The sequence below is a fragment of the Maridesulfovibrio sp. genome, from assembly GCF_965230075.1.
GTDB lineage: Bacteria > Desulfobacterota > Desulfovibrionia > Desulfovibrionales > Desulfovibrionaceae > Maridesulfovibrio.
On sequence record NZ_OZ245945.1, the window covers coordinates 1,003,719 to 1,029,174 of the forward strand.

The following is a 25,456-nucleotide window of genomic DNA, read 5'->3' on the forward strand; positions in this document are numbered from 1 at the left end:
CTTAAGAAAATTGAACAAGCTTTCTACGGAGACATAAAATGGGCGGCAAATATAGATTCATACCGGAACTGAGTGCACAGGAACTGGCTGATAACCAGCTGGAAGGATTGAAATGGACCGTAGCGCATACAGCCGCCAACAGCCCTTTTTATCAGGCACAGTACAAAGAGCAGGGTGTTGAAGCGGGCGACATCAAATCACTTGATGACCTGCAAAAACTTCCCTTCACTACTGCCGATCACCTAAAGGAAGGTTATCCACTGCCGCTGCTCTCCGTCCCCGAAGAGGATGTAGTTCGAATCCATGGTTCCAGTGGAACCACCGGTAAACGCAAGATTCTCTCCTATACCCGTAAAGACATCGAAACATGGAAGAACATGTTTGCCCGCTGCTACGAACTTCCCGGACTGACCACTCTTGACCGTGTGCAGGTTTGCGTGGGCTACGGCCTTTGGACTGCCGGAGCAGGATTTCAATTAGGCTCGGAACATTTTGGAGCCATGACCCTGCCAGTAGGACCGGGGATGCTCGAAATTCAACTGCAGATCATGGAAGATCTCGGCGCAACTTGCCTTTGTTCTACAGCTTCCATGGCTCTGTTGCTGGGTGAAGAGGCTCGTAAAGCCGGTATTCTGGAGCGTTTGAAGCTTAAGCGTTGCATCTTTGGTGGTGAAGCCGCATCACCCAAAATGCGCAAGCAGTTCGAAGAAGCCCTCGGCCTTGAAGGCAGTTACGATATTACCGGTATGACCGAGCTTTACGGTCCCGGTGCCGGAATCGAGTGTAATGCCCACGAAGGTATTCATTACTGGGGCGACGAATACATAATCGAGATCATTGATCCGATAACCCTCAAGCCTGTGCCTGACGGAGAAGTGGGTGAACTGGTGGTGACCACCCTGAACAAGGAAGCTTCTCCGCTGGTCCGTTACCGCACCCGTGACCTGACCCGGATTATTCCCGGTGAATGTTCCTGCGGTTGCTCCATGCCCCGCCACGATACCATTTCCGGCAGAAGTGACGATATGTTCATTTTTCGCGGGGTCAATATTTATCCCGGTCAGATTGCTTCTGTGCTGGAATCTTTTCCCGAAGCAAGTTCCGAGTACCAGATTTATCTGGAACGGCGTGAAGGTCTGGATCACATGTCTGTTAAGGTTGAACGTAACGCCGGAGTCTCCGAGGCCAATGATGCAAACCTCGCCAAGGCTATCTGCGATGAGATCAGGAAATTCATCCTTGTGCGGGCGAATGTGGAAATCCTCAAGCCCGGTTTGCTGCCCAGAAGTTTCGCCAAGACCAAGCGCGTTTTTGACGAAAGAGGTTAAAAGAAAATGGGGATGTCACGCGACATCCCCATTTTTTATTTCAATCCATCATATATCCGGTCTAGATTTTTAGAATAAAATTCCAGCAATCTTTGCTTTGGCTTCAAGTGCGAGCCATTAGCGGTAACAAGTGTGGTCAGCACTACCGGATTGGCTCCATTGTTTACAATGGCTTCGAATATTTTTCCTTGTGGCATACGGTTGCAGAGTACCGCCTTAACCTCATTTCCCCGGATAGTCCTCTCAAGTGCAGCGACGTCTGATTCGTTCCAATCAATTTGCTGTTTTAGAAAGCGGTCCAGCACTTCAATCCCGAATTCAGATATCAGGTAATCAAAATCTTCGGTCAGGCTGATCATTTCTGTTGATTCAAGGTCGAGCAGTTTTGATTCGTAATTGGTGCGCAGTTTAAATAAATCCTGTTTGAGTAATTTGAGATTGCTGTCGATTTTTGCGGCTTGATCAGGATACAGGGCCATGAGGTCTTTGGCTATGAAGTCAGCCATTTTGGTCAGGTTGCCCGGTGAGCGCCAGGTGAAGGGTGAAACCTGTCCTCCTTCTTTTTCCTTGATCAGTTTGACCCCTGCCTGCGTTTTATCTACCGGAGCTGACCCGTCTATCTCCACAATGCGAACATTTGCCCGCCGGGCGTAAGGGTATAGATCATCATGGTTCCAGATGGAACGAATGGTCACGCAGGCAGCAGCGTCTTCGGCTTGCTCGTTGAAGATTTTGGCGTGTTTTTTAAAGTATCTGGCATGGGAATTCATGGAATAGGTCGAAGGCACCGTCAGGATAGTTTTGATTCCGGTTTCCTCGGTCAATGTCTGGGTAAGCAGGGTTGTGGCCTCAAGAGAGGTCAGTATCTGCATGCCTGATGTCCGGGGGAGAGTGGTGGACTGTTTAGCGCAACCTAGAAGGCTGAGTAATAATATTAAGGGAAGTATTTTTTTCATCTCTGAATCCTGTAAATTAAGCCTTTGCTCGAAGGGCAATAATGGGGAGTCCAAATCAGTTTGTAAAAGCGCGATAGCGCATCAATCTCCTAAATCGCAGCTTCTCTGAAAGAAGGCAGTGTTGCGCGCAGCAGGGAAGTCAGGGCGAAGAATACCGCTGCAACAATGATGATCGCCCCACCGGAGGGCACGGGTATTTCGTACTGCATGGGGATGACCACGCCCAGCAGGCAACTCAGGGTGGCAAAGAGCATGCTGTAAAAGAAAAATTCACGCATGGACTTGCTGATGTTACGCGCTGCGGCAGCCGGGATAATGAATAATGCCTCCACCAGAACTGCCCCGACGATTTTCAGTGCTGCAACGGTAATCACGGTGATTATGAGGATGAACATGTAATCCACCAGCTTAACGTTGATTCCGCGTACGTGGGCAAGGCTGGGGTTGAAGCTTGCCAGCAGGATTTTGTTGAACATGGGCAGGCAAACCGCTGCGCAAACTATGCAGATGACAGCCAGCACATTGATGTCAGTATTGTTCACCGTCAGGATAGAACCGAAAAGGATATTGTCCAGCACATGCATGTTGACCTTTCCGGTCACGTAGAGCAGCACACAGGCCCCAACTGCAAGGGAGATGGAAAGGAATACCCCTATGACCGTGTCTGAGGACATGCGCGTACGGTTGCGGGTGTAGTTCATGAGCAGTCCGAAGAGGATGCAGAAGCCGAATAGTGAGACATAAGGAGCGGTGTACGGTTCGCCGAGGACGATCCCGAGAGCAACCCCGGTGAGTGCTGCCTGTCCAACAGCTTGTGAGAAGAAGGCCAGCCGCTTTGCGACCACCATAGTCCCTATTCCGCCGAGGATCGGTCCTGCCAGCAGGGAGCAGATCAAGGCATTGATGACAAAGGCGTACTGGAAATAATCCGGCAGTACGCCGTTTTTGCCCATTTCCATGAGCGGGTTTCTGATCAGGTCGTAGATGAGTTCCATTATGCTGCCTTCCTTGCTGAGCTGAAGATATTCAGGATGCGCTCTGCGGAAAGTTCTTCTGTGGGGCAGCCGGAGAAAAGAACTTCGCGGTTGATGCAGGTCACGCAGTCACCGATTTCTTTCACTTCCATGAGGTCATGGTGGATGATCAGGATAGTCACTCCCCTGCCTTTTAGTTCCTGAAGCAATCCGCGCATGATGGCTGCCCCGGATTTGTCCAGCCCTGTGGTGGGTTCGTCAAGGATGAGCAGGGCAGGTTCAGGGAGCAGGGCCTGAGCCAGCAGCACACGCTGCCTTTCTCCGCCGGAAAGTTGTCCGAAAATGCGCTTGGATTTTCCTGCCATATTGACCCGTTCAAGGGCTGCTTCGATTGCTTCCCGGTCCTTGGCTGACGGATTCATGAAAGCCGGTCTGTTCTGGCAGGTCATGGACATGAAATTTTCCACAGTGACCGGGAGGGTCGTGTCGTAGTTCAAGGTCTGGGGTACGTAACCGATGGTCCGATTGTCCTGCCAGTGTATGTTGATGTTCCCGGAATGAGGCATTTGTCCCAGCAGAGAACGCAGCAGGGAAGTCTTGCCGCCACCGTTGGGACCGATAATGCAATGAAGTGCCCCGGAGTATATTTCAAAGCTGAGGTCTTTTAGAATACTGGTGCTGCCGAGGGTCAGACTGACATTTTCAAAGCTGATAGACGGGCCGTATTTTGTTTTGACCATGGTATTCATTTATTCTCCTTCCTTGATCTTGTGAGCCTCTATCAGGGCGTCGGTCAGGGCTTTCATGTTGGCTTCAATCCCTTGCTCAAAATCTTCCGGGGTGTAGGAGCCTCCGGTGAGGTGGGAGAGGTGGCGGATGCGAATTCCGGTTTCCTCGTGAATTGTATCCACATATTTGTCCGGGAAATGCATCTCAGTGAAGATAACGTCCACTTTAAGGGCTTTAATCTTCTTAATGGTCTTGGCGAGTTGGTTGGCGGTAGGTTTAAGGCCGTGGTTGGGTTCGATTACCGCAGTTACCTGAAGGCCGAAATCCTGCAGCAGGTAGTCGTAACCACCATGAATGGTGGCGCAGCGGAATTCTACGTCCGGCAGGTCGGCAATACGCTGCATGTACTTGGCTTTGAGCTTACGCAGCTTGCGCACGTATTTACGTCCGTTTTTCTTGTAGAATTTAGCATTATCAGGATCAATCTCAGCCAATGCAGAAGCTATAGTGTAAATTTGTTGAATGGAGGTCGTAACCGAGATGAATGTATGCGGGTTGACGATTCTCAGGTCGTCCATGTTTCCGGCAACCGGTATGAGTGAAACATCCTTGTTAGCGAAGATGACCGGGATTTTACCCTTCATCTGGGCTGCTTCAAGGATTTCCATGGCAAATTCATCATGACCGATACCGTTAACCACCAGCACGTCCAGATTCATGACCCGCTTGATGTCTTCTGGTTGGGGGCGGTAGTTGTGCGGGTTGAACCCTTCACCGATCAAGGGCTGTACAATAGCCCGGTCCTGTACAATGTTGGTTACAAAACTGTAGTAGGGGTGCAGAGTGGTGCCGATGATCAGTTTCTTGGCTTGTGCCTGCGCTGAAAAAGCAAGAAGCAGTAAGGTAGTCAGTATGAAAATTTTAATGTGTGTCATGTCCTATCCTTTTATCCTTTTGACTTCATCTTCCCCGCTATAAGCGATGACTTCTTTCCATCCGGCAGAAATGAAACCCTGATCAGTTGCGATTTGCGGGGCAGCTTTGTTTGCAGAGGAGTGAAACCATATTTCATACGGTGCATGGCTCGGTTCAGTGCGAGCGTTACCCTGCCTTTGTTTATGGTCGTGGAGAAAAAGTAGTATGAATGATCCAGTCTCTGCACCTTGGCTTGGATGACCAGTGTATAAAGCAATATCCATGGAACCGGCAGGACGCAGTGTCCGCTCCCAGTTGAAACGCCCGTTTTTCTTCCATGAAGCATCCTTGGTGAAGGGCGGCAATAGTTCTTCTTCAAGCTGGGCTACAGTCAGCCACTCTTCTTCCTCATTGTGGATCTCATTGATTTCAACCGCAGCGGTGTATAGGCCGTTAAAAATAGCCAGTTCCTTTTCGTTGAGATCAGAAAAAGCCCTGATCTGGAAATCAGCCAAATCAGCTACATGAGACTGTTTCTGATTGATAAAAATGAGCGTGGCGCAGGTTACGCTTACAAGCAGTGCCGTGAGCAGAACGTATATTGTTTCCTTGCCTTTGCCTGAAGGTGAAACCAGTTGTCGTGAGGGTTTATTCATATGGATTCCTACTAACTTGATATCGGGGATGAAAATCATTATCGCTAAGTTGAGAGCGCGTCAAGAGAAGGCAGGGGAAAAACATAGGAAGAATTAGGGTAAAAAATGGCACCGGGATATTTTCCCAGTGCCATTAAGATTTGTATATTGTGATGGAATTTTATTTATGATTATCTGTCTTGAGAATTGTTTTTATTGTTTTATCCAGAGCTTCGTTAAACTCATCCGGACGAGCGAGCATAAGGAAGTGTGCTGCGCCCTTCAGGGTTACAGCATCGAATGAACTCATATGTCTACGGTTTGCCTCGTAGTTGATGGGCCATAGTTCCCCGCTGACACAATAAACCGGCTGTCTAACCTCTTTAAATATGTCAGCGGCTTCTCCACTTATGAATTGATCGAAATACGCATGATTGGCACTCAGTGCGACTCTTGGAGGGGCGGAGGACATGTCGGCCAGAACCCAGTCTCTGATGTCATGTGCAGTGGAATTTGAGAACATAGTGTTCACAATCATTCTACTGCCTGAGGGAAAATCCTTTTCAAGCGGTGCGAGGAATTCGCGTTTTCCCTTCTCATCAAGCGGGTATTCAACGTTTTCAAAGGTATCAATCCCTACCAGTGCAATTACTTTATCCGGGATAATTCTTGCGGCTTCAGCAGCTACTGGCCCGCCCATGGAATGACCGATCAGAATAACTTTTTCACTGTCTATAGCGTTGACTACTGCCGCAACATCTTCACCAAATGATTTCATTGTGTAGTTTGAGCGTTCGGCAGATGAGTGTCCATGTCCGGCAAGGTCAACCAGAACAATTTTATATTTCTTGGAAAAGTACGGAATTTGCATCCGCCAATACCTGCTGTCACAACACCAGCCATGTACAAAAATAAGGGGGACGTCACCTTCACCGTATACCTCGTATGATATTGTTGATCCATCTTTGGAAGTGGTTGTGTGCGGTAAATTAATATCGGCCTGTACCCTTTCAGTGCTGATGTTCAAAAGAAACAGGCACATCAGGATTGCAGAAATCATGGTTATGCGTGAATAAGTATGCTGATTGCTGAATTTCATTACGGCATCCTCATTAGTAATGTGACAGAGTTATTTATAGAATATTTCTGTGTGTACCTGTGCTGCTTCCGGCGGTCAATGTGGGCATAAAGTGCTGCGTCCAAACAAAAAAGCCGCCGGGTAAATCACCCGGCGGCTTTTAATATTCTTTATGTAGCAGAGACTACCTGCGACGTCTGTCGTCACGGCGTCCGCCACCGCGTCTGTCGTCACGGCGACCGCCGTCACGTCCGCCACGGTTGCCACCGGGGCGACCTCCGCCCATCTTGAATTTCTCAAGATCGACTTCCTGTCCGGCCTGCTCCATGAGCCATGCCTTACGGGAAAGGCGGATACGGCCGTTAGGCTGTACTTCAACAACCTTGACGGTGATTTCCTGACCGAGCTGTACAACATCGGTAACTTCAGCGATGCGCTCAACGTCGATCTGGGAGATGTGCAGCAGGCCTTCGAGACCGGGCAGGATTTCAACAATCGCGCCGATTTCGAGGATCTTCTTAACGGTACCCACGTAGTTTTTACCAAGCTCAGCGGTCTGGTCGTAGTACTGAACCATCTCCACAGTCTTCTTGAGGGACTCAAGGGTGGGAGCGAAGATGGAAACCTTACCGGAATCTTCGATGTCGATGTCGGCTGCAGTTTCAGCAGTGATCGCCTTGATGTTTTTACCGCCGGGTCCGATAAGATCACGAATCTTCTCGGGGTTGATCTGCAGTACTTCCATCTGCGGAGCGTTAACGGAAAGTTCCGCTCTGGGCTCGGCAATAACTTCTTTCATATCATCGAGGATGATCTGGCGGGCTTCTTTAGCCTGACCGAGTGCGTTGCGCAGAACCTGAGCGGGGATACCGCTGATTTTGATGTCCATCTGAATGGCGGTGACGCCTTCTTCAGTACCGGCAACTTTGAAGTCCATATCACCGAGTGCATCTTCATCACCGAGGATGTCGGTGAGAACGTAGTACTCGTCTCCTTCCTGGCAGAGACCCATGGCGATACCTGCAACAGGTGCGCTGATGGGTACACCGGCGTCCATGAGGGACAGGGTGGTGCCGCATACGGAAGCCATGGAGGAAGAACCGTTGGAGTCCATTACCTCGGATACTACACGCATGGTGAAGGGGAATGCATCTGCTGCGGGCAGTACGGGGCGCAGTGCGCGTTCCGCCAGAGTTCCGTGACCGATTTCACGGCGGGAAGGTGCACGCAGGAATCTTGCTTCACCAACGCAGTACGGAGGGAAGTTGTAGTGCAGCATGAAACGCTTGGTGTCTTCACCGATCAGGGTTTCAAAACGCTGCTCGTCACGGGTGGAGCCCAGTGTGCAGACAGCAAGAGCAGAAGTCTCACCGCGGCGGAACAGGGCGGAACCGTGGGTCATGGGCAGGCTGCCCACTTCCATGGAAAGATTACGTACAGTGGTCAGGTCACGTCCGTCGATACGAACGCCTTTGTCCACAATGCGTTTACGGACGATTTTCTTTTCAAGGTCGCCCATAACATCGCCCACAGCCTTTACTCTTTCAGGCTCTTCGGGGAAAGTTTCTTCAACCAGAGCCTTGGCTTTGGCTTTTACTTCAGACTTGGCGTCCTTACGTTCCATCTTTGCGGGAATAGTCAGTGCCTTGTCGAGTTCATCGGAAAAGTTCTCGGTAACGAGAGTGATAACTTCTTCGTCTTTTATAGGCTCAGCCACTTCCATTTTGGGACGACCGACTTTTTCGCGCAGAGCGTCCTGCAGGTCGAACATGGGAGCCATCTGCTCGTGTCCCCATTCCAGTGCTTCTGCAATGGTATTCTCGGACAGGAACTGGGAGCTACCTTCAACCATGATCACAGCGTCGCGGGTTGCGGCGAAGACAAGGTTGAGGTCGGACTGCTCAGCAACACCTTTGTAGGTGGGGTAGAGTACGAAGTCGTTGTCTACGAGGCCGACACGGGCAGCAGCAACAGGACCGTTGAAAGGCAGGTCGGAGATATGCAGGGCTGCGGATGCACCGGTCATTGCCAGTACGTCGGGGTTGGTATCGGTATCAGCGGAAAGTACGGTTGCGATAACCTGAACTTCGTCGCGGTAGGCTTTGGGGAACATGGGGCGGATGGGGCGGTCCATAAGACGGGAAACGAGGGTTTCACGGTCAGAAGGACGGCCGACTTCGCGGCGGAAGTAGCCACCGGGGATGCGACCCGCAGCGTAGGTTCTTTCAAGGTAGTTACAGGTCAGCGGGAAAAAGTCGCGCGGACCGTCAGCAGGCATGCCGACAGCAGTAACGAGAACAACGGTGCCGCCGGACTTGATCAGCACGGTTCCGTTGGTCTGGTTAGCCATACGTCCGGTTTCCAGTGTAATGTCGAGATTACCGACCTGACCGGTTACGGAAGTGGGTTCAAAAGGTACTAACATTTAGATTCCTCTCTAAATAAGTTGTAATGACGGAACCCGGTGCTGTCCGAATTTTCCAGCCGGCTAAGGGAGGATTTCATAGCGGGGATGAACCCCTTCCTCAGCCAACTAAAAATCCATTGCAGGAGAGCACGGATTCCTCTGTTCAATCAAATCTAACTACCATCTATATGATGGCAAGCAAGATGAAAATACAAATGTGTGTCTATTTATAAAAAAAAGGGGAGGGTAAACCCTCCCCCGAAACTGCTTATTTGCGCAGACCAAGTCTTGCAATAAGATCGCGGTAACGCTGAATGTCTTTGGACTTCAGGTACTTCAGGATGTTTCTGCGCTGGCCGACCATTTTGAGCAGGCCGGTGCGGGAGTGGAAATCCTTTTTGTGGCTCTTGAAGTGGTCGGTCAGGTATTTGATTCTTGCAGTAAGAAGAGCAACCTGTACTTCAGGGGAACCGGTGTCACCAGGCTTGGTCTGGTATTCTTCAATAACTTTTGCCTTGTCTTCAGCAGTCATAACCATAGCGTTATCCTCCAATTCACGGTTTAGCGTGAATGTTTAGTTTGTGCCGGAAGTTGAATTTCCCGCGGGGAATCAGCCCCACAGGCCGCGAAGAATTACCCAGAGAAGCTTGCCGTCGATCTGCTTTGTCTCCATAAGAGCCAGAGCTGTACCGTCAGATTCAAGGAACATGGCCCTTTCTCCTTCGATAATTTCCTGATCAGCAGCAATATCCCCGACAGGTATTCTTGTTCCATTCTTGATGGATTTGGACATGTTTTCCGAAACGGTAAACTTGTGCCAATGAGGCAGGGCATCCGCAAGAGGGATAATCCGTGCCTCGAATCCTTCAGGATCGGCAAGAACCTCATCGAGGTTGTGCGCTTCACTCAGCCTGAAAGGCCGACTTTCTTCACGCCTAAGTGATTCCATTACCGCGCCGCATCCGAGCCGCGACCCCAAGCTATGGACCAGGGAGCGAATGTAGGTGCCGGCAGAGCACCCAACCCGGAAACGGGCCAGTGGCAGACTCACTTCCAGCGGTTCTGCATCAAATATTTCAATGCTCTTGATTTTGACCGGGGTTTCTTCCCCTTTTCTGGCCAGTTCATAGAGCGGTTTACCTTTATGCTTTGCAGCCGAATAGGCAGGAACTTCCTGACTAGTCAAGTCATTCCAGTGTAAAATTTCATTCTCCACCATTTTTTCCGTAATTTCGGAAATGTCCCCGGTGGAAGTTTCAGTGCCCTGAATGTCGTAAGTATCTGTAGTTCTACCGATACTTAAACTACCAGTGTACACTTTATCATGTCCCAGCAGATAAGGCCCGAGTTTTGTGGCCTGACCGAGCATAACCAGCAGTACGCCTTCTGCAAGAGGATCTAGGGTTCCGGCGTGGCCTATCTTGTATTGCTTCAGTTCACGTTTGATGGAATTGAGGCAATCAGTAGATGTCGGGCCGCTGGGTTTATTAAGGACCAGAACGCCATGTTTCTGGAACGGGCTTTTTTTAGGCTTTCTTCCCATATTCTAAAAACTTTTAACTCATTACTTTATCACCGATAGCAGCGATAAGTCTTTCGCGCACGGTGTCTGGGGTGTTTTCAATAAGTCCGCCGCTGGCGTTCTTGTGTCCTCCGCCTCCGAAGAGGGAAGCTACAACCTGTACGTTATCGCGGGACTGGGAGCGCAGGCTGAATTTGTAGCGCATGGGGCTGTCTTCACGGATTAGCACAGCTACGCGTACGCCCTGAATGCGCAGGATAAAGCTGACCAGTCCTTCGCAATCAGGACCGGAGGCTCCGGCTTCGTCAAGCATCTCCTGCGGAATAAAGAGCAGGGCAGTCTGTCCTTCATGGTGCATTTCAATTTTGCCCAGCGCAGTAGCCCAGAGGTTGATGCGCTTCATGGTCCAGCGGTTGCGAATTTTGGGTACAAATTCACCAAGATCAAGACCGTAGCGGATGATGTCCGCGATGATTTCAAGGGTCTCAGGCTTGGTGTTGTTGTAGGTAAAAAATCCGGTATCAGTGGCAATGGACAGGTAGATGGATTCTCCAAGTCTGCCGGAGAGGGAAATCTTAAGTTCCCGGGCAATAAGGGTGATCATCTCACCAACAGCCGGACGGTTGGTGTCCACCCAGTTTACGGCAGCGAATCCGGAATTACCCATGTGATGATCGATGTTGATGGACTTTTCCGGATCCATGGCGTTCATGAGTGTTTCACCCATACGCGGGGCATCGCCGCAATCGAGAATGATATACCAGCCGTCAAACCCTTTGGGGATTTCGGTTAGGATGGGGGAAGGTGTCTCGAACCAATCCATAGCCTCGGGCTTACCGCTCTGGTTGTAGAGGCGGTAACGTTTGCCGAGCTTTTCAAGGATATAGCCCATGGCGGCGGTGGAGCCTAAGGCGTCCCCGTCCGGATTGAAATGAGCTGCTACGAGAAAGTCGTCTTCTTCTTTAAGAATTCGACATATCTCTTTCAGTCGAGCTTCCATAAACCATCTCCTCAAGGAAGTTGTCGTGCACGAACCTGAGTTCGGGAATCTGGCGGACGCGGATACGTTTGCTCAGTTTGCTGCGCATATAACCCTTTGCTTTATTTAGAGCTTTGACTGCAGCTGCAATTTTTTCCTTGTCCCCAGCCATGGTGAACATCACCTCGGCTATTTGATTGTCTTTGTTCATACGCACTCCGCTGATGGAAACCATCTCAAGTCGCGGGTCGCCAATCTCATGAATGAGCATGGTGGCGATTTCGCGCATGATCTGGTCGCCCATTTTAACGGAACGGCGTGATGTAGAAGTCTTCATTTTGTATACCTGTCTTTCTAAAAAAATATTCCTGATCAAGTAGATCAGGAACTGAAAATTTCTGTTTCGCAGTGGACAAGCTCGGCCGGTGCCATTGCTTCGATCATTGCGAGTACTTTTGACAAGGTCGATTCTACCTTGCGAGTTTCATTGGCGACGGTCACTGCTGCGAGTACCAGCCTTTCGTGGGAGTCCATTGCATCAACTTCAGATACCGAGAGGTTGAATTTGTTTCGAAGCTTCTGCTTCAGGCTGAGGGAGACTTTGCGTTTTCCCTTGAGTGATCTGTTTCCGTGCAGTCTGAATTCCAGTGAGAGTACGCCGATGATCATAGTCTTAAGACAGGGACGGAAGCCGCGCTTCCGTCCCTGAGTATTTATCTTATTCGAGGGTTCTTGCTACTTCGACAACCTGGAAGGCTTCAATTACATCGCCTTCTTTAATGTCGTTGTATTTTTCAAGACCGACACCACACTCGTAGCCTTTGGCAACTTCCTTGGCGTCATCCTTGAAGCGTTTCAGGGAGGTCAGCGCACCAGTGTAGATAACTACGCCGTCACGCAGCAGACGAACCTGAGCATGTCTGGTCAGCTTGCCATCCACCACGTAACAACCGGCGATAACACCGACTTTGGGTACGGAGAAGGTCTGCTTGACTTCTGCCTGGCCGAGGTACTCTTCCTTGATATCCGGAGAGAGCATACCGCCCATAGCATCTTTGATTTCACCGACCAGCTTGTAGATGATGTCGTAGAAGCGGATTTCAACTTCTTCGCGCTCTGCGATTTCCTTGATCTTCACAGTCGGCCTTACGTTGAAGCCGATGATAATTGCCTGTGAAGCGGAAGCCAGCAGGATGTCGGATTCAGTAATCGCACCGGCACCGCCGTGGATAACGTCAACCTTGATCTCATCGGTAGCCAGTTTGGCAAGAGCTTCGTTAATCGCTTCAAGTGAACCCTGTACGTCAGCCTTGAGGACAACGTTGAGGGTCTGTGCATCCTGATCCGGCTTGGAGGCGAGGAAGGATTCAAGGGTAACCTTGGATTTACCTGCCAGTTCGCGTTCACGGTGCTTGAGTTTACGTTCCTGAGCAATGCGGCGGGCGACTTTGTCGTCAGCTACGCAGATAAACTCGTCACCGGCTTCGGGGATGCCGTCAAAACCCTGAATCTCAACCGGGAAGGCCGGACCAGCGGATTTGATCTTGCGACCACGGTCATCGAACATCGCACGGACACGACCGTGGTAGAGACCGCAGACAAAGGGATCGCCCTGATTGATGGTACCTTCCTGAATGAGGACAGTACCGACGGGACCACGGCCCTTGTCGAGTTTCGCTTCAACAATGTTACCGCGAGCACCCTTGTCAGGGTTGGCTTTGAGTTCGAGAACTTCAGCCTGCAGCTGGACCATTTCGAGCAGATCGTCGAGACCGGTACGCTGCTTGGCGGAAACCGGAACGAACATGGTGTCGCCGCCCCAGTCTTCGGGTACGAGGTCGAATTCAGCCAGTTCGCGCTGAACACGCTCGGGGTTCGCACCTTCTTTATCCATCTTGTTGACCGCAACAACGATGGGTACGCCGGCTGCTTTGGAGTGAGAGATAGCTTCACGGGTCTGATCCATGACGCCGTCATCAGCAGCAACAACGAGGATAACAATATCAGTTACCTGAGCTCCGCGCATACGCATGGTGGTAAACGCTTCGTGACCGGGAGTATCGAGGAATACGATCTCACCGCGATCAGTGGAAACGTGGTACGCACCGATGTGCTGGGTGATACCGCCTGCTTCGCCATCGGTAACCGCACTGTGGCGGATGGCATCCAGCAGGGATGTTTTACCGTGGTCAACGTGACCCATGATGGTAACAATGGGCGGACGGGGCTTGAGGTTTTCCTCTTTATCCGCTTCGCTCTTAGGCAGAAGCAGCTCTTCTTCAGAGTAGGATACGTTTTCAATTTCGTATTCGAACTCGGATGCAAGCAGAGTTGCGGTATCAAGGTCGAGGGACTGGTTGATGGTTGCCATCACACCGAGACCGAACAGCGCTTTGATGAGTTCCTGAGCTTTTAGCCCCATCTGGTGGGCCATGTCGGAAAGGCGGATAGCCTCGTTGAACTTGATTTTACGTTTTGCAGCCTTAAGAGGTTTCTGAACAACAGGAGCCTGTTCTACACGGTTCTTGCCTTTCTTGCCTCTTTTCTTGCCGCGAAACTTGCTTTCAAGTTCTCTTTCCTGATCATTCTTGCGGTGATCCTTGCCGAACTCGACTACACGTCTATCCTTCTTGAATTTCTTCTTCTTGCTCTGATCATTGCCGGGAGCCGGAGCGCCGGGAACGGGTCTTCCGCCACCGCCACCGGGACGAGGACCACCTGGTCTTCCGCCGCCGGGACCGCCGGGACGTCCACCACCGGGCCTTCCGCCGCCGGGTCTTCCGCCGCCGGGTCTTCCGCCACCGGGACGACCGCCGGGTCTGTCTCCGTCAGAAGGACGACGTCTTGCTCCGCCCGGACCTTCTGCTGCACGCTGTGCTGCCTGAAGGTTGGGATCAGGTCTGGAAATGATTTTTACTTTGGGCGCTTCAACTTCTTTTTTCTTTTTGCGCTTTTTCTTCTTAGGCTCGGCTTCTTTCGCTTTTTCGCTTTTATCTTCTACTTTCGCAGCAGTTTTTTCTTTCGCTTCAGCAGCAGGTTTTTCTTCAACCTTGTTTTCTTCAGCCGGAGCTTCTTTCACGGGTTCTTTTTCTTCAACAACCTTGGCGGCGGGGGGAGTTTCCACTTCGGGTGTTTTAGGTTCTTCTACTGCGGGGGCTTCTTCTTTTTTCTCAATATCTTCAGGCTTAATTACTTTTACCATGGGCTTCTCGCTTTTAGCGGGAGCCTTTTTGGCAGGCTTTTTCTTTTCAGGAGCCTTTTCTTTTGCAGCTTCCTGTTTTTTTTCAGCAGGAGCTTCTTTCTTTTTTTCTTTTGCAGGAGTCTCTTTTTTAGTCTCCGCTTCTTCGGCTTTTGCCTTGCCTCGTCCGCCTTTACGACGGCGTACGATTACACCGGGCTGTACCTCGCGCTGTTCAACCTTGCCGGACTTGCCGGAAAGCTCTTTGCGGATGGTGTCAGCCTGTTCCGCATCAATGGTGGCTACAGTGCTTTTAGCCTGTACACCGATTTCGCGGAGTTTTTGAAGGATGTCTTTGGTATTGACCCCGAGTTCGGTGGCCAATTCCTTTACTTTGATTTTTGAAGCCATATGGTTCTACCCCCTGAAGTTCTTCTTCCGTGGCCGAAAAAATTTAAATCTTTCAAGGCATTTTTCATTGCCGCAGACGTAATAGCCTCGGCCCTGCATTACCTTTTTCTCATCCGGAATAAGCCCGCTGTCGGAAGCCCCCTTGCCCACAACGAACCTGAACAGTTCTTCTTTGGCAAAACGCTGCCTGCAAATGACACATGATCTCGTGGGTTCATGTTTTTCTGTGCTGTCCTTTCCGGTCAAATACAACTGCCTTTATTGAATCTCCGGGGTTGCCCCCGGAGTTTATTAATCTTCTTTAGGTTCCTGTTCTTCGGATTCTTCGCCTGCGGTTTCTTCTACCGCTTCTTCTGTCTGTGCAGATTCTTCAACCTGAGCTTCTTCTACAGGAGCTTCGGTTTCGGTCTCTTCAACAGTTTCTTCAGCGTCACCGATGCCCAGCAACATGATTGCGGACTTCATGTCCGAGACCTTGGAAGAAGTCATGCCGGAAATGGACATGAGGATTTCTTCGGAAGCATTGGCAACCTGGCTGACGGTTTCAAATCCTGCGGAGAGGAAGTTGTCAACCGGGATTTCAGCAACGCTTGCCAGCTGGTCAAGGCCTTTGCTTGCGGCGTTCATTTCGCCGTAGCGGCTTTCTGTGAAAACATCGATCTTCCAGCCCAGCAGTCTTGAAGCGAGTTTTACGTTCTGACCCTTGCGGCCGATGGCAACGGTGAGCTGATCATCGGGAACAACAACTTCAAGAGTTTTCTCTTCTTCATCTACTGCGATTCTGGTGATGACTGCAGGAGAGAGGGCGTTCTGGGCGTACATGGCGATGTCCTGACTCCAGACGACGATATCAATGCGTTCACCGCGCAGTTCCTGAACAATGTTCTGGATACGGGAGCCGCGGATACCAACGCATGCGCCTACAGGATCAACATCGCGGTCAAGGGAGTTAACTGCCACTTTGGCGCGCAGTCCCGGATCACGTGCAACACCCATGATTTTGACGGTTGCGTCGTCAACTTCGGGAACTTCCCTTTTGAAAAGTGCGCTCATGTAGTCGGGATGGGAGCGGGAAACAGTGATCTGGGGACCACGGGATTCTTTCTGTACATCAATGATGAAAGCCTGAACCCGGTCGCCGCGTTTGTATCTTTCGCGGGGAATCTGTTCTCCCTTGGGCAGAACTGCTTCGGTGCGTCCGAGGTTGATGATCCAACCGGTACGGTCGCGGCGCTGAATGATACCGCTGACGATTTCATGCATGCGGTTTTTGAACTCATCGTAGATGATTTCCTGTTCCGCATCACGCATACGCTGGATAATAACCTGCTTGGCGGATTGGGCGGCGATCCTGCCCAGATCTTCGACTTTGAGTTTGAAACCCATTTCGTCATCAATCTGTACGTTGGGATCGTGTTCTTTTGCTTCTTCGAGTGTGATCTCGCTGATTTCGTCTTCAACTTCTTCAGCAACTACCTTGAACTGGTAGACTTCGATTTCGCCGGCATCTTCATTGAAGTTGACTTCGATATCCATGGCGTCGCCATATTTGCGGGCCACTGAAGAACGTACCGCTTCTTCAAGGGTATCGATGAGCAGGTCTCTGTCGATCCCACGGTCCTTGCTGATCTGGTCAATCGCTTTTTTGAGTTCAGAACCCATGTCGCTCCTCCGCTTCGGCACAATTACCACGACACATAAATTGTGCCGGCCAGCCGAATGACTGCCTTATTAATTTATTTAAACTCGTGGATGAGTTTTGCTTTCTTAATTCTGTCCCATTCGATTTTGATGGGATCTTCCTGATCTTCTAGCTTGAGCAGGAGCCCTTCCTCATCTGTTTCCTGAAGAAGACCTTTGAATTTTTTACGGCCTTCAATGGAGAATACGAGGGCGATGTCCATCTTTTTGCCTACGTAGGCGGACATCTGCTCCGGTTTGAAAAATTTTCTTTCCAGTCCGGGGGAGGAGACTTCAAGTACGTATGCGCTGTCGATTACTTCTTCGACTTCAAGCATGAGACCTACATCCCTGCTTACTTCTGCGCACTGGTCAATGCTAACACCGTTTTCGCTATCAATATAAATAATGACAGCAGGACGGTTGGCGGAAGTTACTTCCACGCCCCAGAGGGTCAGCCCCATTGATTCAATGGTCGGCTCCACGAACTGGCTTACTTTTTTGGCTAATGAGCCCTGTTCCACGACTTACCCCGTGTTTCTGGTTTTCAGGCGGACAAAATAAAAAAAGTGGACCTGAAAAAGGCCCACCTCAGCATCTTAACCCAACGAAAGGTTGAAAAAATTGAGGCCGATGCGAACGTAAGAGGCTTGCCTGAAACTTCAAAGTCAAGAAGTATATCCGTTGGGAACACTGAGATACACCCGCACCGAGTTCAGCAACTTAGGCATAACCCGAATCAATGTCAAGTCCTGAATGTGTGTTTGAGGCGAGTAATAGGGAAGTCGTAATGGGGATTATCCCGGTTACAGGTCTGTTGATGAGTATCATTATATTATAATAGCTGCAACCATGCATGCTTTGACTTTGTCTTCTCATGCAGGTAGATTTGACTTATCCCATTCTGGATTTATCATTAACTTATAAGGAACAAAAACAAACAGGATTAAAAAAAATGCCGGTACTTACTGATAATATAGTTGCAGGGCCCGCAGGGCATGTGCAGGCAGCCCCGGCGGCGACCTTCAGTGCCGGTCCGGCAGGTTCCACTGTTCCCGGTCCGGCAGGGCATGTGGTCATCACCCCGGCCACCCAGGGAGTGCGCAGTCTTGATGCTACTATTGCTTTTGAGGCTGAAGACGCAACCATTGGCTACCAAAGTCCTGAAGTAACCCAAGGTATAGTTCCCGAAGTAAGGGTCGGGGTAGTGGTTCACTGTTCCGCCTGATAATTAACCCGTCTGATTGAATCTGTCCCGGTCAAGCATTTGTTTGGCCGGGATTTTTTTTGTTTCCATATCTTTTGGCCTGCACTTTGCAATAACTGCTGCAGCAACTAATGCGGAGTAAATCCTCTTTCAGGAGAAAAAGACATGCGATCCAGTATTTTCAGTGCCCTATTCGGGGCCATGTCCAACGAACACAGGATTGATATCAGCGCCAATAATTTGGCGAACGTCAATACTACCGGCTTTAAACGTGACAATTGCGCTTTTCAGGACACGTTTATCAGGTTCGCCCATGACTATGTGGCTGACGCCAAACCATATCTCAGGGACAAAGACCAGCTGCCGGAAGCAAAAATCATGGCCCGCCCAAGACTTTCTGAAGAAGTGATCGACATGTCGCAGGGATCTTTCCAGAAAACCGGCAACCCACTCGATCTTGCAATCCGCGGTGACGGTTTTTTCAAGGTTCAGAAAAATGGCGAAACCCTCCTCACCAGAAACGGTGTTTTTACCCTTTCATCCGAAGGAACCCTTGTTACTGAGCAGGGCTATCCGGTCATGGCTAATGGCGGGGAGGTCAATCTTCCGCCACGTTCCAGAGTCGCTGTTGACGGCGAAGGTGTGATCTTCGCGGACGGTCAGGAAGTGGGCAGGCTCGATTTTGTCCAGCCCGCAGACTACCGCGCCCTTAAAAAACAGGGTGAGAACCTGTTTATTAATGAAGGTGGCGAAATACCCGCAGAAGGTGAAGTTGCTCAGGGCTACATTGAAAAATCAAATGTAGAAGTCGTTAATGAAATGGTTGCGATGATTGAATGTCAGCGCAGCTTCGAAATGTATCAAAAAATGATTACCACCACCGACCAGCTTGACCAGAAAGTCATTCAGCAGGTTGGCCGGGCAATGATGTAATAAATTAAAACAGGGGGATAAAATTATGATGCGTTCACTCTGGACAGCGGCCACAGGTATGGTTGCCCAGCAGACTCACATCGACGTTCTTTCCAACAACCTTGCCAACGTGAACACTCAGGGGTTCAAGAAAAGCAGGGTGGAATTCGAAGACCTCATGTACCAGACCATGCGAATTGCGGGTTCTGAAACCGAAGGCGGAAACAGACTTCCCACAGGTATGCAGATCGGTATGGGAGTAAAAGAGGTCAGCATTCACAAATTCTTCAGTCAGGGGTCTTTTGAAAGTACCGGTAACCCGCTCGATATCGCTATTGAAGGTAACGGATTCTTTCTCGTGGACCGCAATGGTGAGGACGCCTACACCCGCTCCGGAGCTTTTAAACTCGACAGTGACGGGCGTCTGGTAACCTCTAACGGTTATCCGCTCCAGCCTGAATTTACTGTTCCCGCCGAGGCTGTGAACGTGGTTGTTTCCGAAGACGGCCATATTGCCGCACTTGATAAGAACGGTACCGAGCTTTCCAGTGCAGACATCACAATTTACGACTTCATCAACGAAGCCGGTCTGAATGCTGTAGGTAAAAACCTTTACGTGGAAACTGAAGCTTCCGGTGCAGCTATTCAGGGAACTCCGGGCGAAGATAACTTCGGTACTCTTGCTCAGGGGTATCTTGAAGGTTCCAACGTGGAACTGGTTGATGAAATGGTCGGACTTATTGTCGGACAGAGGGCTTATGAGACCAATTCCAAAGCCATCACCACTTCCGACTCCATGCTCCAGACCGCAATTAACGTTAAGCGATAGTAATTAACTGACAGGACGGGTTTTATTATGACTAAGGCAGATTTTATCAAAACGTTTCGCAATGGTGCAATGATGCTTCTGATTGCTGCGCTGGTGGTCTCTTTTGCCGCCGCCAGGGCATCGGCTTCAAAGGAAAACACCGACTGGCGGATCAAGATCAAATCTGCCGCTGTAGTCAATGGTCCAAGGGTAACTCTTGGTGATATTGCCGATTTTTACGGTGATCTTCCAGCGCAGACCAAAGCAGATCTTTCTGCGGTGGAACTTTGGAATGCTCCGGCCCGCAGCCGTAAGCCAGTTCGTGTGAACCGTAGTAAGTTGCGGGTCATTTTGCAGCACTACCTTGGTGAATTGGTACGTAATTGCATTATCCCGTCTACTTTGACCATGCAGTCCGGCGGAAAGGTTATGTCGCAGGAAGAGCTGCAAAGAGCTGTTGTCAAAGTCTTGACCCCGCAGGCAGAAGCCATGGACGGAGATTACAAATTCAGGGAATTCAAGTTGCCTCCCTATCTGTTCTTTAAAGATTCAATGGATAGTTTGAGGGTTCATATCCCCCGGGCCCTCAAGCCGGGAAGCAATAGTTTCAGGATGGAAGTAGTCAGCGTGGACGGACAGGTTTTGCGTCGATTAGCAGGATCATTATTTGTTGATCTTTGGAAACCTGTTCCCTGTCCTGTTCGGCCTATTAACCGTAAGGAATTGGTCACCCCCGATCTGATCACCTGGAAAAGTAAGAACATGGCTCATCTTGGCGACCGGGTCTGGGATGGTAAAGGTGGTCCTTGGCGGATTAAGGTTCCCGTAGGAACCGGGCAACCCATCATGCGTTCATCTATTGAGCCGGCTCCGGTCATCGCCAGAGGTGACAAAGTCACTCTGATGTTTAGAGGTAAGCATCTGAAGCTTACTGTCCCGGTGGAAGCCCTTGAGGATGCAGGGGTTGGTCAGAATATCACGGTACGCAATTTGCAAAGTAAACGTAAGGTTGTTGCAACAGTCGTCAACGCCCAGATTGTTCAGGTTAAGTAATTAAGCGGAGGAATAAATAAAATGAAAAAAATAACACTGGCAATGATGCTTCTTGCGGCCATTTGCGCCGGGTGCTCACCTGCCAAGCAGGCTCCGACTCCCATGCCGGTCATGACTCCGCCCGCTCAATACGAACCTGAACCTATGAATAATCCCGGTTCGCTTTTCGCGGCCAGTGATTCCGAATATCTCTTTGATGATAACAGGGCCAGACGAATCGGCGATATTGTGGTGGTAACTGTTTCCGAAACAAGCAAGGGTAAACATACTTCAGATTCTAAGGCAGAGAAAACAAACGATACCAGCCTTGCTGTTACAGGTTTTGATGCAGGGATTGCCACTGCAATCGATCCTTTCAATATGAAAGGTGGTGCCGGAACCAATCCGATGATCGGTTCTGCTACTTCAAACAAATTTTCAAGCACTGGTGAGACCAAGAATGAGTCAACTCTCACCGCATCGGTTGCCTGTAGGGTCGTCCGTATTCTTCCGGGCAATGTCATGCAGGTGGAGGGTGCGCGTCAGGTGCGTATCAATGATGAAACTCAGGTGTTGGTCGTACGCGGACTGCTTCGCCATCGCGATATAGGCCCCAGCAATACCGTGGCATCCAATTATCTGGCTGATGCCCATATCGAAGTCTACGGTCGCGGTATCCTTGCTGACAAGCAGAGACCCGGCTGGCTTTCCAGAATTCTTGATAATGTATGGCCCTTCTAATTTTGGGCAGAGTATCTGTAAGGTTATATAAGAGTCACAGTGATCAATGGAGGAAAGGATGAAATTCGCTAAGAGGATGAACAGAATGACAGCAGGGCTTGCGGCGGCCGTATTGCTCCTGTTCATCGTACTCATGAACGCTCAGTCCGCGGAAGCGGTCAGGCTGAAGGATATTTCATCCTTTAGTGGCGTGCGTGACAACGATCTGGTCGGTTACGGTCTGGTTGTCGGTCTCTCGGGAACGGGTGACGGAACCAACTCCGCATTTACCATCACCTCTATGATCAATATGCTGGAAAAAATGGGTGTTCAGGTTGACCGTTCTTCCATCAAGCCCAAAAACGTTGCCGCAGTTATGGTCACCGCCAAGATGCCAGTTTCCGCTAAACCCGGTGCACCGCTTGACGTAACTGTTTCATCAATCGGTGATAGTAAGTCTCTGTTCGGCGGCGTGCTTTTGATGACTCCCCTTAAAGGTATTGACGGCAAGGTTTATGCCCTTGCTCAGGGCGCGTTAACCGTAGGTGGTTTTTCCGCAAGCGGCGAAGCTGCTACTGCATCCAAGAACGTGGTTACCGTGGCCCGCATTCCTTCCGGGGCGACCATTGAACGTTCCGTTCCTTTTGATTTCAACCGTCAGCAGAAGATTACCATCAACCTTGGTGTTTCTGATTTCGGTACCACCATGCAGGTTGTGAAGAGGATTAACGGCGTGGTCGGCGGGTCATATGCCAATGCAGTCGATGCCTCCACAGTTGATCTTGCCATTCCTGAACATTTCCGGGGCAACATGGTTCCGCTCATGGCTGCTCTTGAGAATCTTGAAATTGCACCTGACACCAAGGCCAAGGTCGTGGTCGATGAAAAGACCGGAACAGTTGTTCTGGGACGTAATGTTCGCCTGACCAAGGTCGCCATTGCTCACGGTAACCTGCAGGTTGTTATTGCAGAGGGTGCAGACGTAAGCCAGCCCGGTCCTTTTGCACCTGAAGGCGCGGAGACTGTGACAACTCCTGAGACAGATCTTCAGGTTGAAGAAGATAACAACAGGCTGATGCTTGTTGAGGGTGCAACCTTGCAGGAACTGGTTGACGGACTGAATGCCATCGGTGCAACCCCGCGTGACCTCATTTCAATCCTGAGAACAATGAAGGTTGCCGGAGCATTGCATGCAGAGCTTGAGGTGATCTAAATAGTAAAAACTGTTGATAGAAATAAATTCAGGAAAAGCCCGGCAGGTTACTGTCGGGCTTTTTTTTGTAAAAAATATAGAGGAATATTATGCTGTTAATGTGTGTTGTGGGTACAAGAGTATTTATTCCCGCTGGTTGGACCAGAGCGCGTATATCTTAGCTATAATTTAAAATGTGCTATGAGAACTCATTTTTTACAACACGTTTGTTCGGAGTATAGCACATATGAAAAAGAAGAATTTTTTATCCAGATACTTAGCAGTAAGATATATAGGATGCGTACTGCTGGTCCTTACTCTTTTTTCTTCAGGATTCGGCTTCTACCTGCACCGCAGTCTGGTTCAAGAGGAGTTGGAAACAGATAAGGCTGAAAGTACAGCAACATTGCAGACTCTTTCCATGGCTCTCACTGATTGGATTCAAAGTCAGGTTAGCCTTGCCAAACTGATAGCCAATTCTCAATCGGTTATACAAGCCTGTTCCCATCCTGAAAATGAAGAGATTGTGTCTAAAGCGCAAAGTTATTTGCAAAGCATCCATGACCGTTATGGATTCTATGAAAATATACCTCTGGCCCTGCACAAGGTCGATGATTCTACGTTGAGCGTAACTGTCAACGGGCAGTCGCGCAGGATTTCAGACGGTCAATTCTTTGTTGATACAGTAAATGGAAAAACTGTCGGTAAATGTAATCCGCAGATGAGTTTCATCAAGGCTTCCCGTGGCGGTAAGGATTACTTCATCAGTCAGGTCTACCCCAGTCTGCTACGGGGTAATCCTATTTTTGTTATCGCAGTTCCCGTTTACGACAGTGGACGACATGTGGGGACGGTTGTCCTTGCTCCCCAGATGGACTATTTCACTGATATGTTTATTAAGAAAATTCGCATGGGAGAGCGAGGGAGTGTCTTTTTCAGCGATGACCGCAATATGTTTATTGCCCACCATAATTCAAAACTGATCCTGAAAAAGGAATTAGGGGATCACACAGAATATCTTCAGGAAATTTCTGACGGAAAAGACGACTTTTTTTCTATTGCAGGAACTGGCGAAGATTTCCGTTATCTTTCCATGCATGTTGATATCCCTTCGCAAAATATATTGCATGAATGGTTCTTAACTGTTGTAAAACCAAAGGCTGAAATCGAAGCCGGAGCTGACGAAATAATCTATAAGCTGTATTGGTCCGGCACTTTGCTTATTGTTATGGTCGGATTGGTCTTACTGGGACTGACCCGCTGGCTGGTCACCCGTCCGTTGAGCAAAGTTGTGTCCTACGCAAAAAGTATTGAGCAGGGGGATTTTAATGCCAGTCTTGCCCTAGAGCGTTCTGATGAAATCGGAGTGCTTGCCGATAGTCTTAGAAATATGACAGTCACCATTCTCGGGCAATTGCAGACGGAGATGGACCTGTTCAAAGGTATCCTCGCAGGCATACAAAATCCGTTTGCCGTTGTTGATACTGAGATGCGTTTGATCAACTGCAGCGACAGCATGATCAATACTACCGGGAGGACAGGCAAATCTGATGATTTCCAAGGCTGGAACATTGCAAAGTTCTTTTTTGATGATGCCAATCGTCCTGTGATCTTGAGTGAAGTGTTCAAGGATGGAAGGGCCAGACATAAAGTGCCTTTTGCCTACACCAACCCCAAGGGTAAGGCTTTCGAGATGCTAATTGATGTCGTGCTTGTCCGAAGTGATAAGGGCGAAGTCTTGGGAGGTATCACTTTCTGGAATGACATCACTGAGCTCAAAGCCCAGCAGCGGGCCATTGAAGAACAAAAGGACCGCATTGAACACGCTGCTGTGGAGGCGGAGCAGTTGTCAGGAATAACTTCCGAGTCCCTGCATTCACTGATGGAAGATGTTGCCAGCTCCAGCCAAATGACCTCCGAGCAGGAAGCTTGTCTGCTGGAAACCGTGACAGCCATTGATGAACTGAGCTCGACTATTCAGGAAGTCGCCCAGAATGCTTCGCTGACTGCTGCAAATGCCGAGGGAACAAAGGAGCAGGCAGCCAACGGAGTGCTAGTTGCCGGAGAGACAATTTCTTCTATTCATTCTGTAAGGGAGCTTGTTTCTTCAACGCAGGAGGACTTGAAAACTTTGGGCCATCAGGCGGATGCGATCGGTGATGTAATGAAGATTATTAATGACATTGCGGACCAGACCAACCTGCTGGCTTTGAATGCTGCTATTGAGGCCGCCCGTGCGGGCGAGGCTGGACGCGGATTTTCAGTTGTGGCGGATGAAGTGCGCAAGTTGGCTGAAAAAACCATTGATGCTACCGGGGAGGTTGAAGGTGCCATCGGCGCTATCCAGAGCAACTCACGGCAATGTTTCCGGTCGATTACCCACGTGGAGGCTGAAGTGACCACAAGCGTGGAAAACGTTCAGAAGACAGATGTTGCCTTCAAGAAGATTGCCGAGTTTGCTGAGGTTACCAGTGATATGATCACCGGCATAGCCACAGCCACGGATCAACAGTCGGCGGCCACCGAACAGATTGCTAAAACGGCGGGAGAAGTAAGGGGGATGGCCGAAGAAACCAATGAGGTCATGACGCGATCAGATGACAGCGTAAGGCAATTACAAAAAGCCTTTAAGCAACTAAACGACATAATTATTTCAATGCATTAATCCAAGGGCCGCTTTCTTAAAGAGAGCGGCCCTTTTTATATGGTGAAGTTTAAATCAAAGACAGGTTAGTCAAAGTACTGACTTTGCAGGTGATAAGTTGGGTTTTATACGTTTTTGCGATCTTGGAT

24 protein-coding genes are annotated in these 25,456 nt (G+C 49.7%); 8 read left to right on the plus strand and 16 right to left on the minus strand.

The annotated features are described in order from the left end of the window. Nucleotides 1-38 precede the first annotated feature (38 nt). Nucleotides 39-1,328 (plus strand): phenylacetate--CoA ligase family protein, encoded by a 1,290-nt coding sequence (locus tag ACO05Z_RS04445; RefSeq protein WP_421900921.1) that lies wholly within the window; start codon nucleotides 39-41, stop codon nucleotides 1,326-1,328. A 35-nt stretch (nucleotides 1,329-1,363) separates the two neighbouring features. Here the strand turns inward: ACO05Z_RS04445 and ACO05Z_RS04450 are convergent, their stop codons facing one another. The 16 genes from ACO05Z_RS04450 to rimP form a co-directional block, all read right to left on the minus strand. Beyond that, complete coding sequence (locus tag ACO05Z_RS04450) at nucleotides 1,364-2,284, minus strand: metal ABC transporter solute-binding protein, Zn/Mn family (RefSeq protein ID WP_421900923.1); 921 nt, start codon at nucleotides 2,282-2,284, stop codon at nucleotides 1,364-1,366. Nucleotides 2,285-2,373: 89 nt separating this feature from the next. Beyond that, complete coding sequence (locus ACO05Z_RS04455; RefSeq protein ID WP_421900925.1) at nucleotides 2,374-3,279, minus strand: metal ABC transporter permease; 906 nt, start codon at nucleotides 3,277-3,279, stop codon at nucleotides 2,374-2,376. Next, nucleotides 3,279-4,007, minus strand: a complete 729-nt coding sequence (locus ACO05Z_RS04460; RefSeq protein WP_421900927.1) for a metal ABC transporter ATP-binding protein — start codon at nucleotides 4,005-4,007, stop codon at nucleotides 3,279-3,281. Before ACO05Z_RS04460 ends, ACO05Z_RS04455 begins: the two co-directional genes overlap by 1 nt. After that, nucleotides 4,008-4,922 (minus strand): metal ABC transporter solute-binding protein, Zn/Mn family, encoded by a 915-nt coding sequence (locus tag ACO05Z_RS04465; RefSeq protein WP_421900929.1) that lies wholly within the window; start codon nucleotides 4,920-4,922, stop codon nucleotides 4,008-4,010. A 3-nt stretch (nucleotides 4,923-4,925) separates the two neighbouring features. Next, a complete protein-coding gene (locus tag ACO05Z_RS04470; protein WP_421900931.1) occupies nucleotides 4,926-5,558 on the minus strand; it encodes a DUF6162 family protein in 633 nt (210 codons plus the stop codon). A 160-nt stretch (nucleotides 5,559-5,718) separates the two neighbouring features. Next, a complete protein-coding gene (locus tag ACO05Z_RS04475; RefSeq protein WP_421900933.1) occupies nucleotides 5,719-6,636 on the minus strand; it encodes an alpha/beta fold hydrolase in 918 nt (305 codons plus the stop codon). A gap of 163 nt (nucleotides 6,637-6,799) precedes the next feature. After that, the gene (pnp, locus tag ACO05Z_RS04480; protein ID WP_421900935.1) at nucleotides 6,800-9,040 is read right to left on the minus strand and encodes a polyribonucleotide nucleotidyltransferase; all 2,241 of its coding nucleotides are present in this window, start codon (nucleotides 9,038-9,040) and stop codon (nucleotides 6,800-6,802) included. 250 nt (nucleotides 9,041-9,290) lie between these two features. After that, the gene (gene rpsO, locus ACO05Z_RS04485; RefSeq protein ID WP_163292042.1) at nucleotides 9,291-9,560 is read right to left on the minus strand and encodes a 30S ribosomal protein S15; all 270 of its coding nucleotides are present in this window, start codon (nucleotides 9,558-9,560) and stop codon (nucleotides 9,291-9,293) included. A gap of 72 nt (nucleotides 9,561-9,632) precedes the next feature. Next, a complete protein-coding gene (gene truB / locus ACO05Z_RS04490) occupies nucleotides 9,633-10,565 on the minus strand; it encodes a tRNA pseudouridine(55) synthase TruB (RefSeq protein ID WP_421900937.1) in 933 nt (310 codons plus the stop codon). Nucleotides 10,566-10,578: 13 nt separating this feature from the next. Further along, nucleotides 10,579-11,544: a DHH family phosphoesterase gene (locus ACO05Z_RS04495; RefSeq protein ID WP_421900939.1), complete on the minus strand. Its 966-nt coding sequence runs from the start codon at nucleotides 11,542-11,544 to the stop codon at nucleotides 10,579-10,581. Further along, a complete protein-coding gene (rbfA, locus tag ACO05Z_RS04500) occupies nucleotides 11,507-11,860 on the minus strand; it encodes a 30S ribosome-binding factor RbfA (RefSeq protein WP_421900941.1) in 354 nt (117 codons plus the stop codon). The genes ACO05Z_RS04495 and rbfA overlap by 38 nt, the downstream gene beginning before the upstream one ends. Nucleotides 11,861-11,904: 44 nt before the next feature. Continuing rightward, nucleotides 11,905-12,192, minus strand: a complete 288-nt coding sequence (locus tag ACO05Z_RS04505) for a DUF503 domain-containing protein (protein WP_421900943.1) — start codon at nucleotides 12,190-12,192, stop codon at nucleotides 11,905-11,907. A 49-nt stretch (nucleotides 12,193-12,241) separates the two neighbouring features. Next, nucleotides 12,242-15,112 carry a translation initiation factor IF-2 gene (infB, locus tag ACO05Z_RS04510; protein WP_421900945.1) on the minus strand — a complete coding sequence of 957 codons (2,871 nt, stop codon included), beginning with the start codon at nucleotides 15,110-15,112 and terminating at the stop codon, nucleotides 12,242-12,244. Nucleotides 15,113-15,118: 6 nt separating this feature from the next. Beyond that, the gene (locus ACO05Z_RS04515) at nucleotides 15,119-15,364 is read right to left on the minus strand and encodes a YlxR family protein (RefSeq protein WP_421900947.1); all 246 of its coding nucleotides are present in this window, start codon (nucleotides 15,362-15,364) and stop codon (nucleotides 15,119-15,121) included. Nucleotides 15,365-15,403: 39 nt separating this feature from the next. Continuing rightward, nucleotides 15,404-16,774, minus strand: coding sequence for a transcription termination factor NusA (gene nusA / locus ACO05Z_RS04520; RefSeq protein ID WP_421900949.1), 1,371 nt, complete (start codon nucleotides 16,772-16,774; stop codon nucleotides 15,404-15,406). Between the two features lie 74 nt (nucleotides 16,775-16,848). Next, nucleotides 16,849-17,316, minus strand: coding sequence for a ribosome maturation factor RimP (rimP, locus tag ACO05Z_RS04525; RefSeq protein WP_421900951.1), 468 nt, complete (start codon nucleotides 17,314-17,316; stop codon nucleotides 16,849-16,851). Nucleotides 17,317-17,747: 431 nt separating this feature from the next. On the opposite strand from rimP, the gene ACO05Z_RS04530 reads away from it, so the two are divergent. From ACO05Z_RS04530 to ACO05Z_RS04560, 7 genes are all read left to right on the plus strand, one after another. Then, entirely contained in the window at nucleotides 17,748-18,020 is a 273-nt protein-coding gene (locus ACO05Z_RS04530) for a hypothetical protein (RefSeq protein WP_421900953.1), read from the plus strand. A 144-nt stretch (nucleotides 18,021-18,164) separates the two neighbouring features. Further along, a complete protein-coding gene (flgF, locus tag ACO05Z_RS04535) occupies nucleotides 18,165-18,932 on the plus strand; it encodes a flagellar basal-body rod protein FlgF (protein WP_421900955.1) in 768 nt (255 codons plus the stop codon). 25 nt (nucleotides 18,933-18,957) lie between these two features. Then, nucleotides 18,958-19,740 (plus strand): flagellar basal-body rod protein FlgG, encoded by a 783-nt coding sequence (flgG, locus tag ACO05Z_RS04540; RefSeq protein WP_015850893.1) that lies wholly within the window; start codon nucleotides 18,958-18,960, stop codon nucleotides 19,738-19,740. 27 nt (nucleotides 19,741-19,767) lie between these two features. Continuing rightward, a complete protein-coding gene (gene flgA, locus ACO05Z_RS04545; protein ID WP_421900957.1) occupies nucleotides 19,768-20,772 on the plus strand; it encodes a flagellar basal body P-ring formation chaperone FlgA in 1,005 nt (334 codons plus the stop codon). A gap of 21 nt (nucleotides 20,773-20,793) precedes the next feature. Next, on the plus strand, nucleotides 20,794-21,492 hold the full coding sequence (locus tag ACO05Z_RS04550) for a flagellar basal body L-ring protein FlgH (protein WP_421900959.1): 699 nt from the start codon (nucleotides 20,794-20,796) through the stop codon (nucleotides 21,490-21,492). A 58-nt stretch (nucleotides 21,493-21,550) separates the two neighbouring features. Then, on the plus strand, nucleotides 21,551-22,684 hold the full coding sequence (locus tag ACO05Z_RS04555) for a flagellar basal body P-ring protein FlgI (RefSeq protein WP_421900961.1): 1,134 nt from the start codon (nucleotides 21,551-21,553) through the stop codon (nucleotides 22,682-22,684). A gap of 226 nt (nucleotides 22,685-22,910) precedes the next feature. After that, nucleotides 22,911-25,328 carry a methyl-accepting chemotaxis protein gene (locus ACO05Z_RS04560; protein WP_421900963.1) on the plus strand — a complete coding sequence of 806 codons (2,418 nt, stop codon included), beginning with the start codon at nucleotides 22,911-22,913 and terminating at the stop codon, nucleotides 25,326-25,328. Nucleotides 25,329-25,456 lie beyond the last annotated feature (128 nt).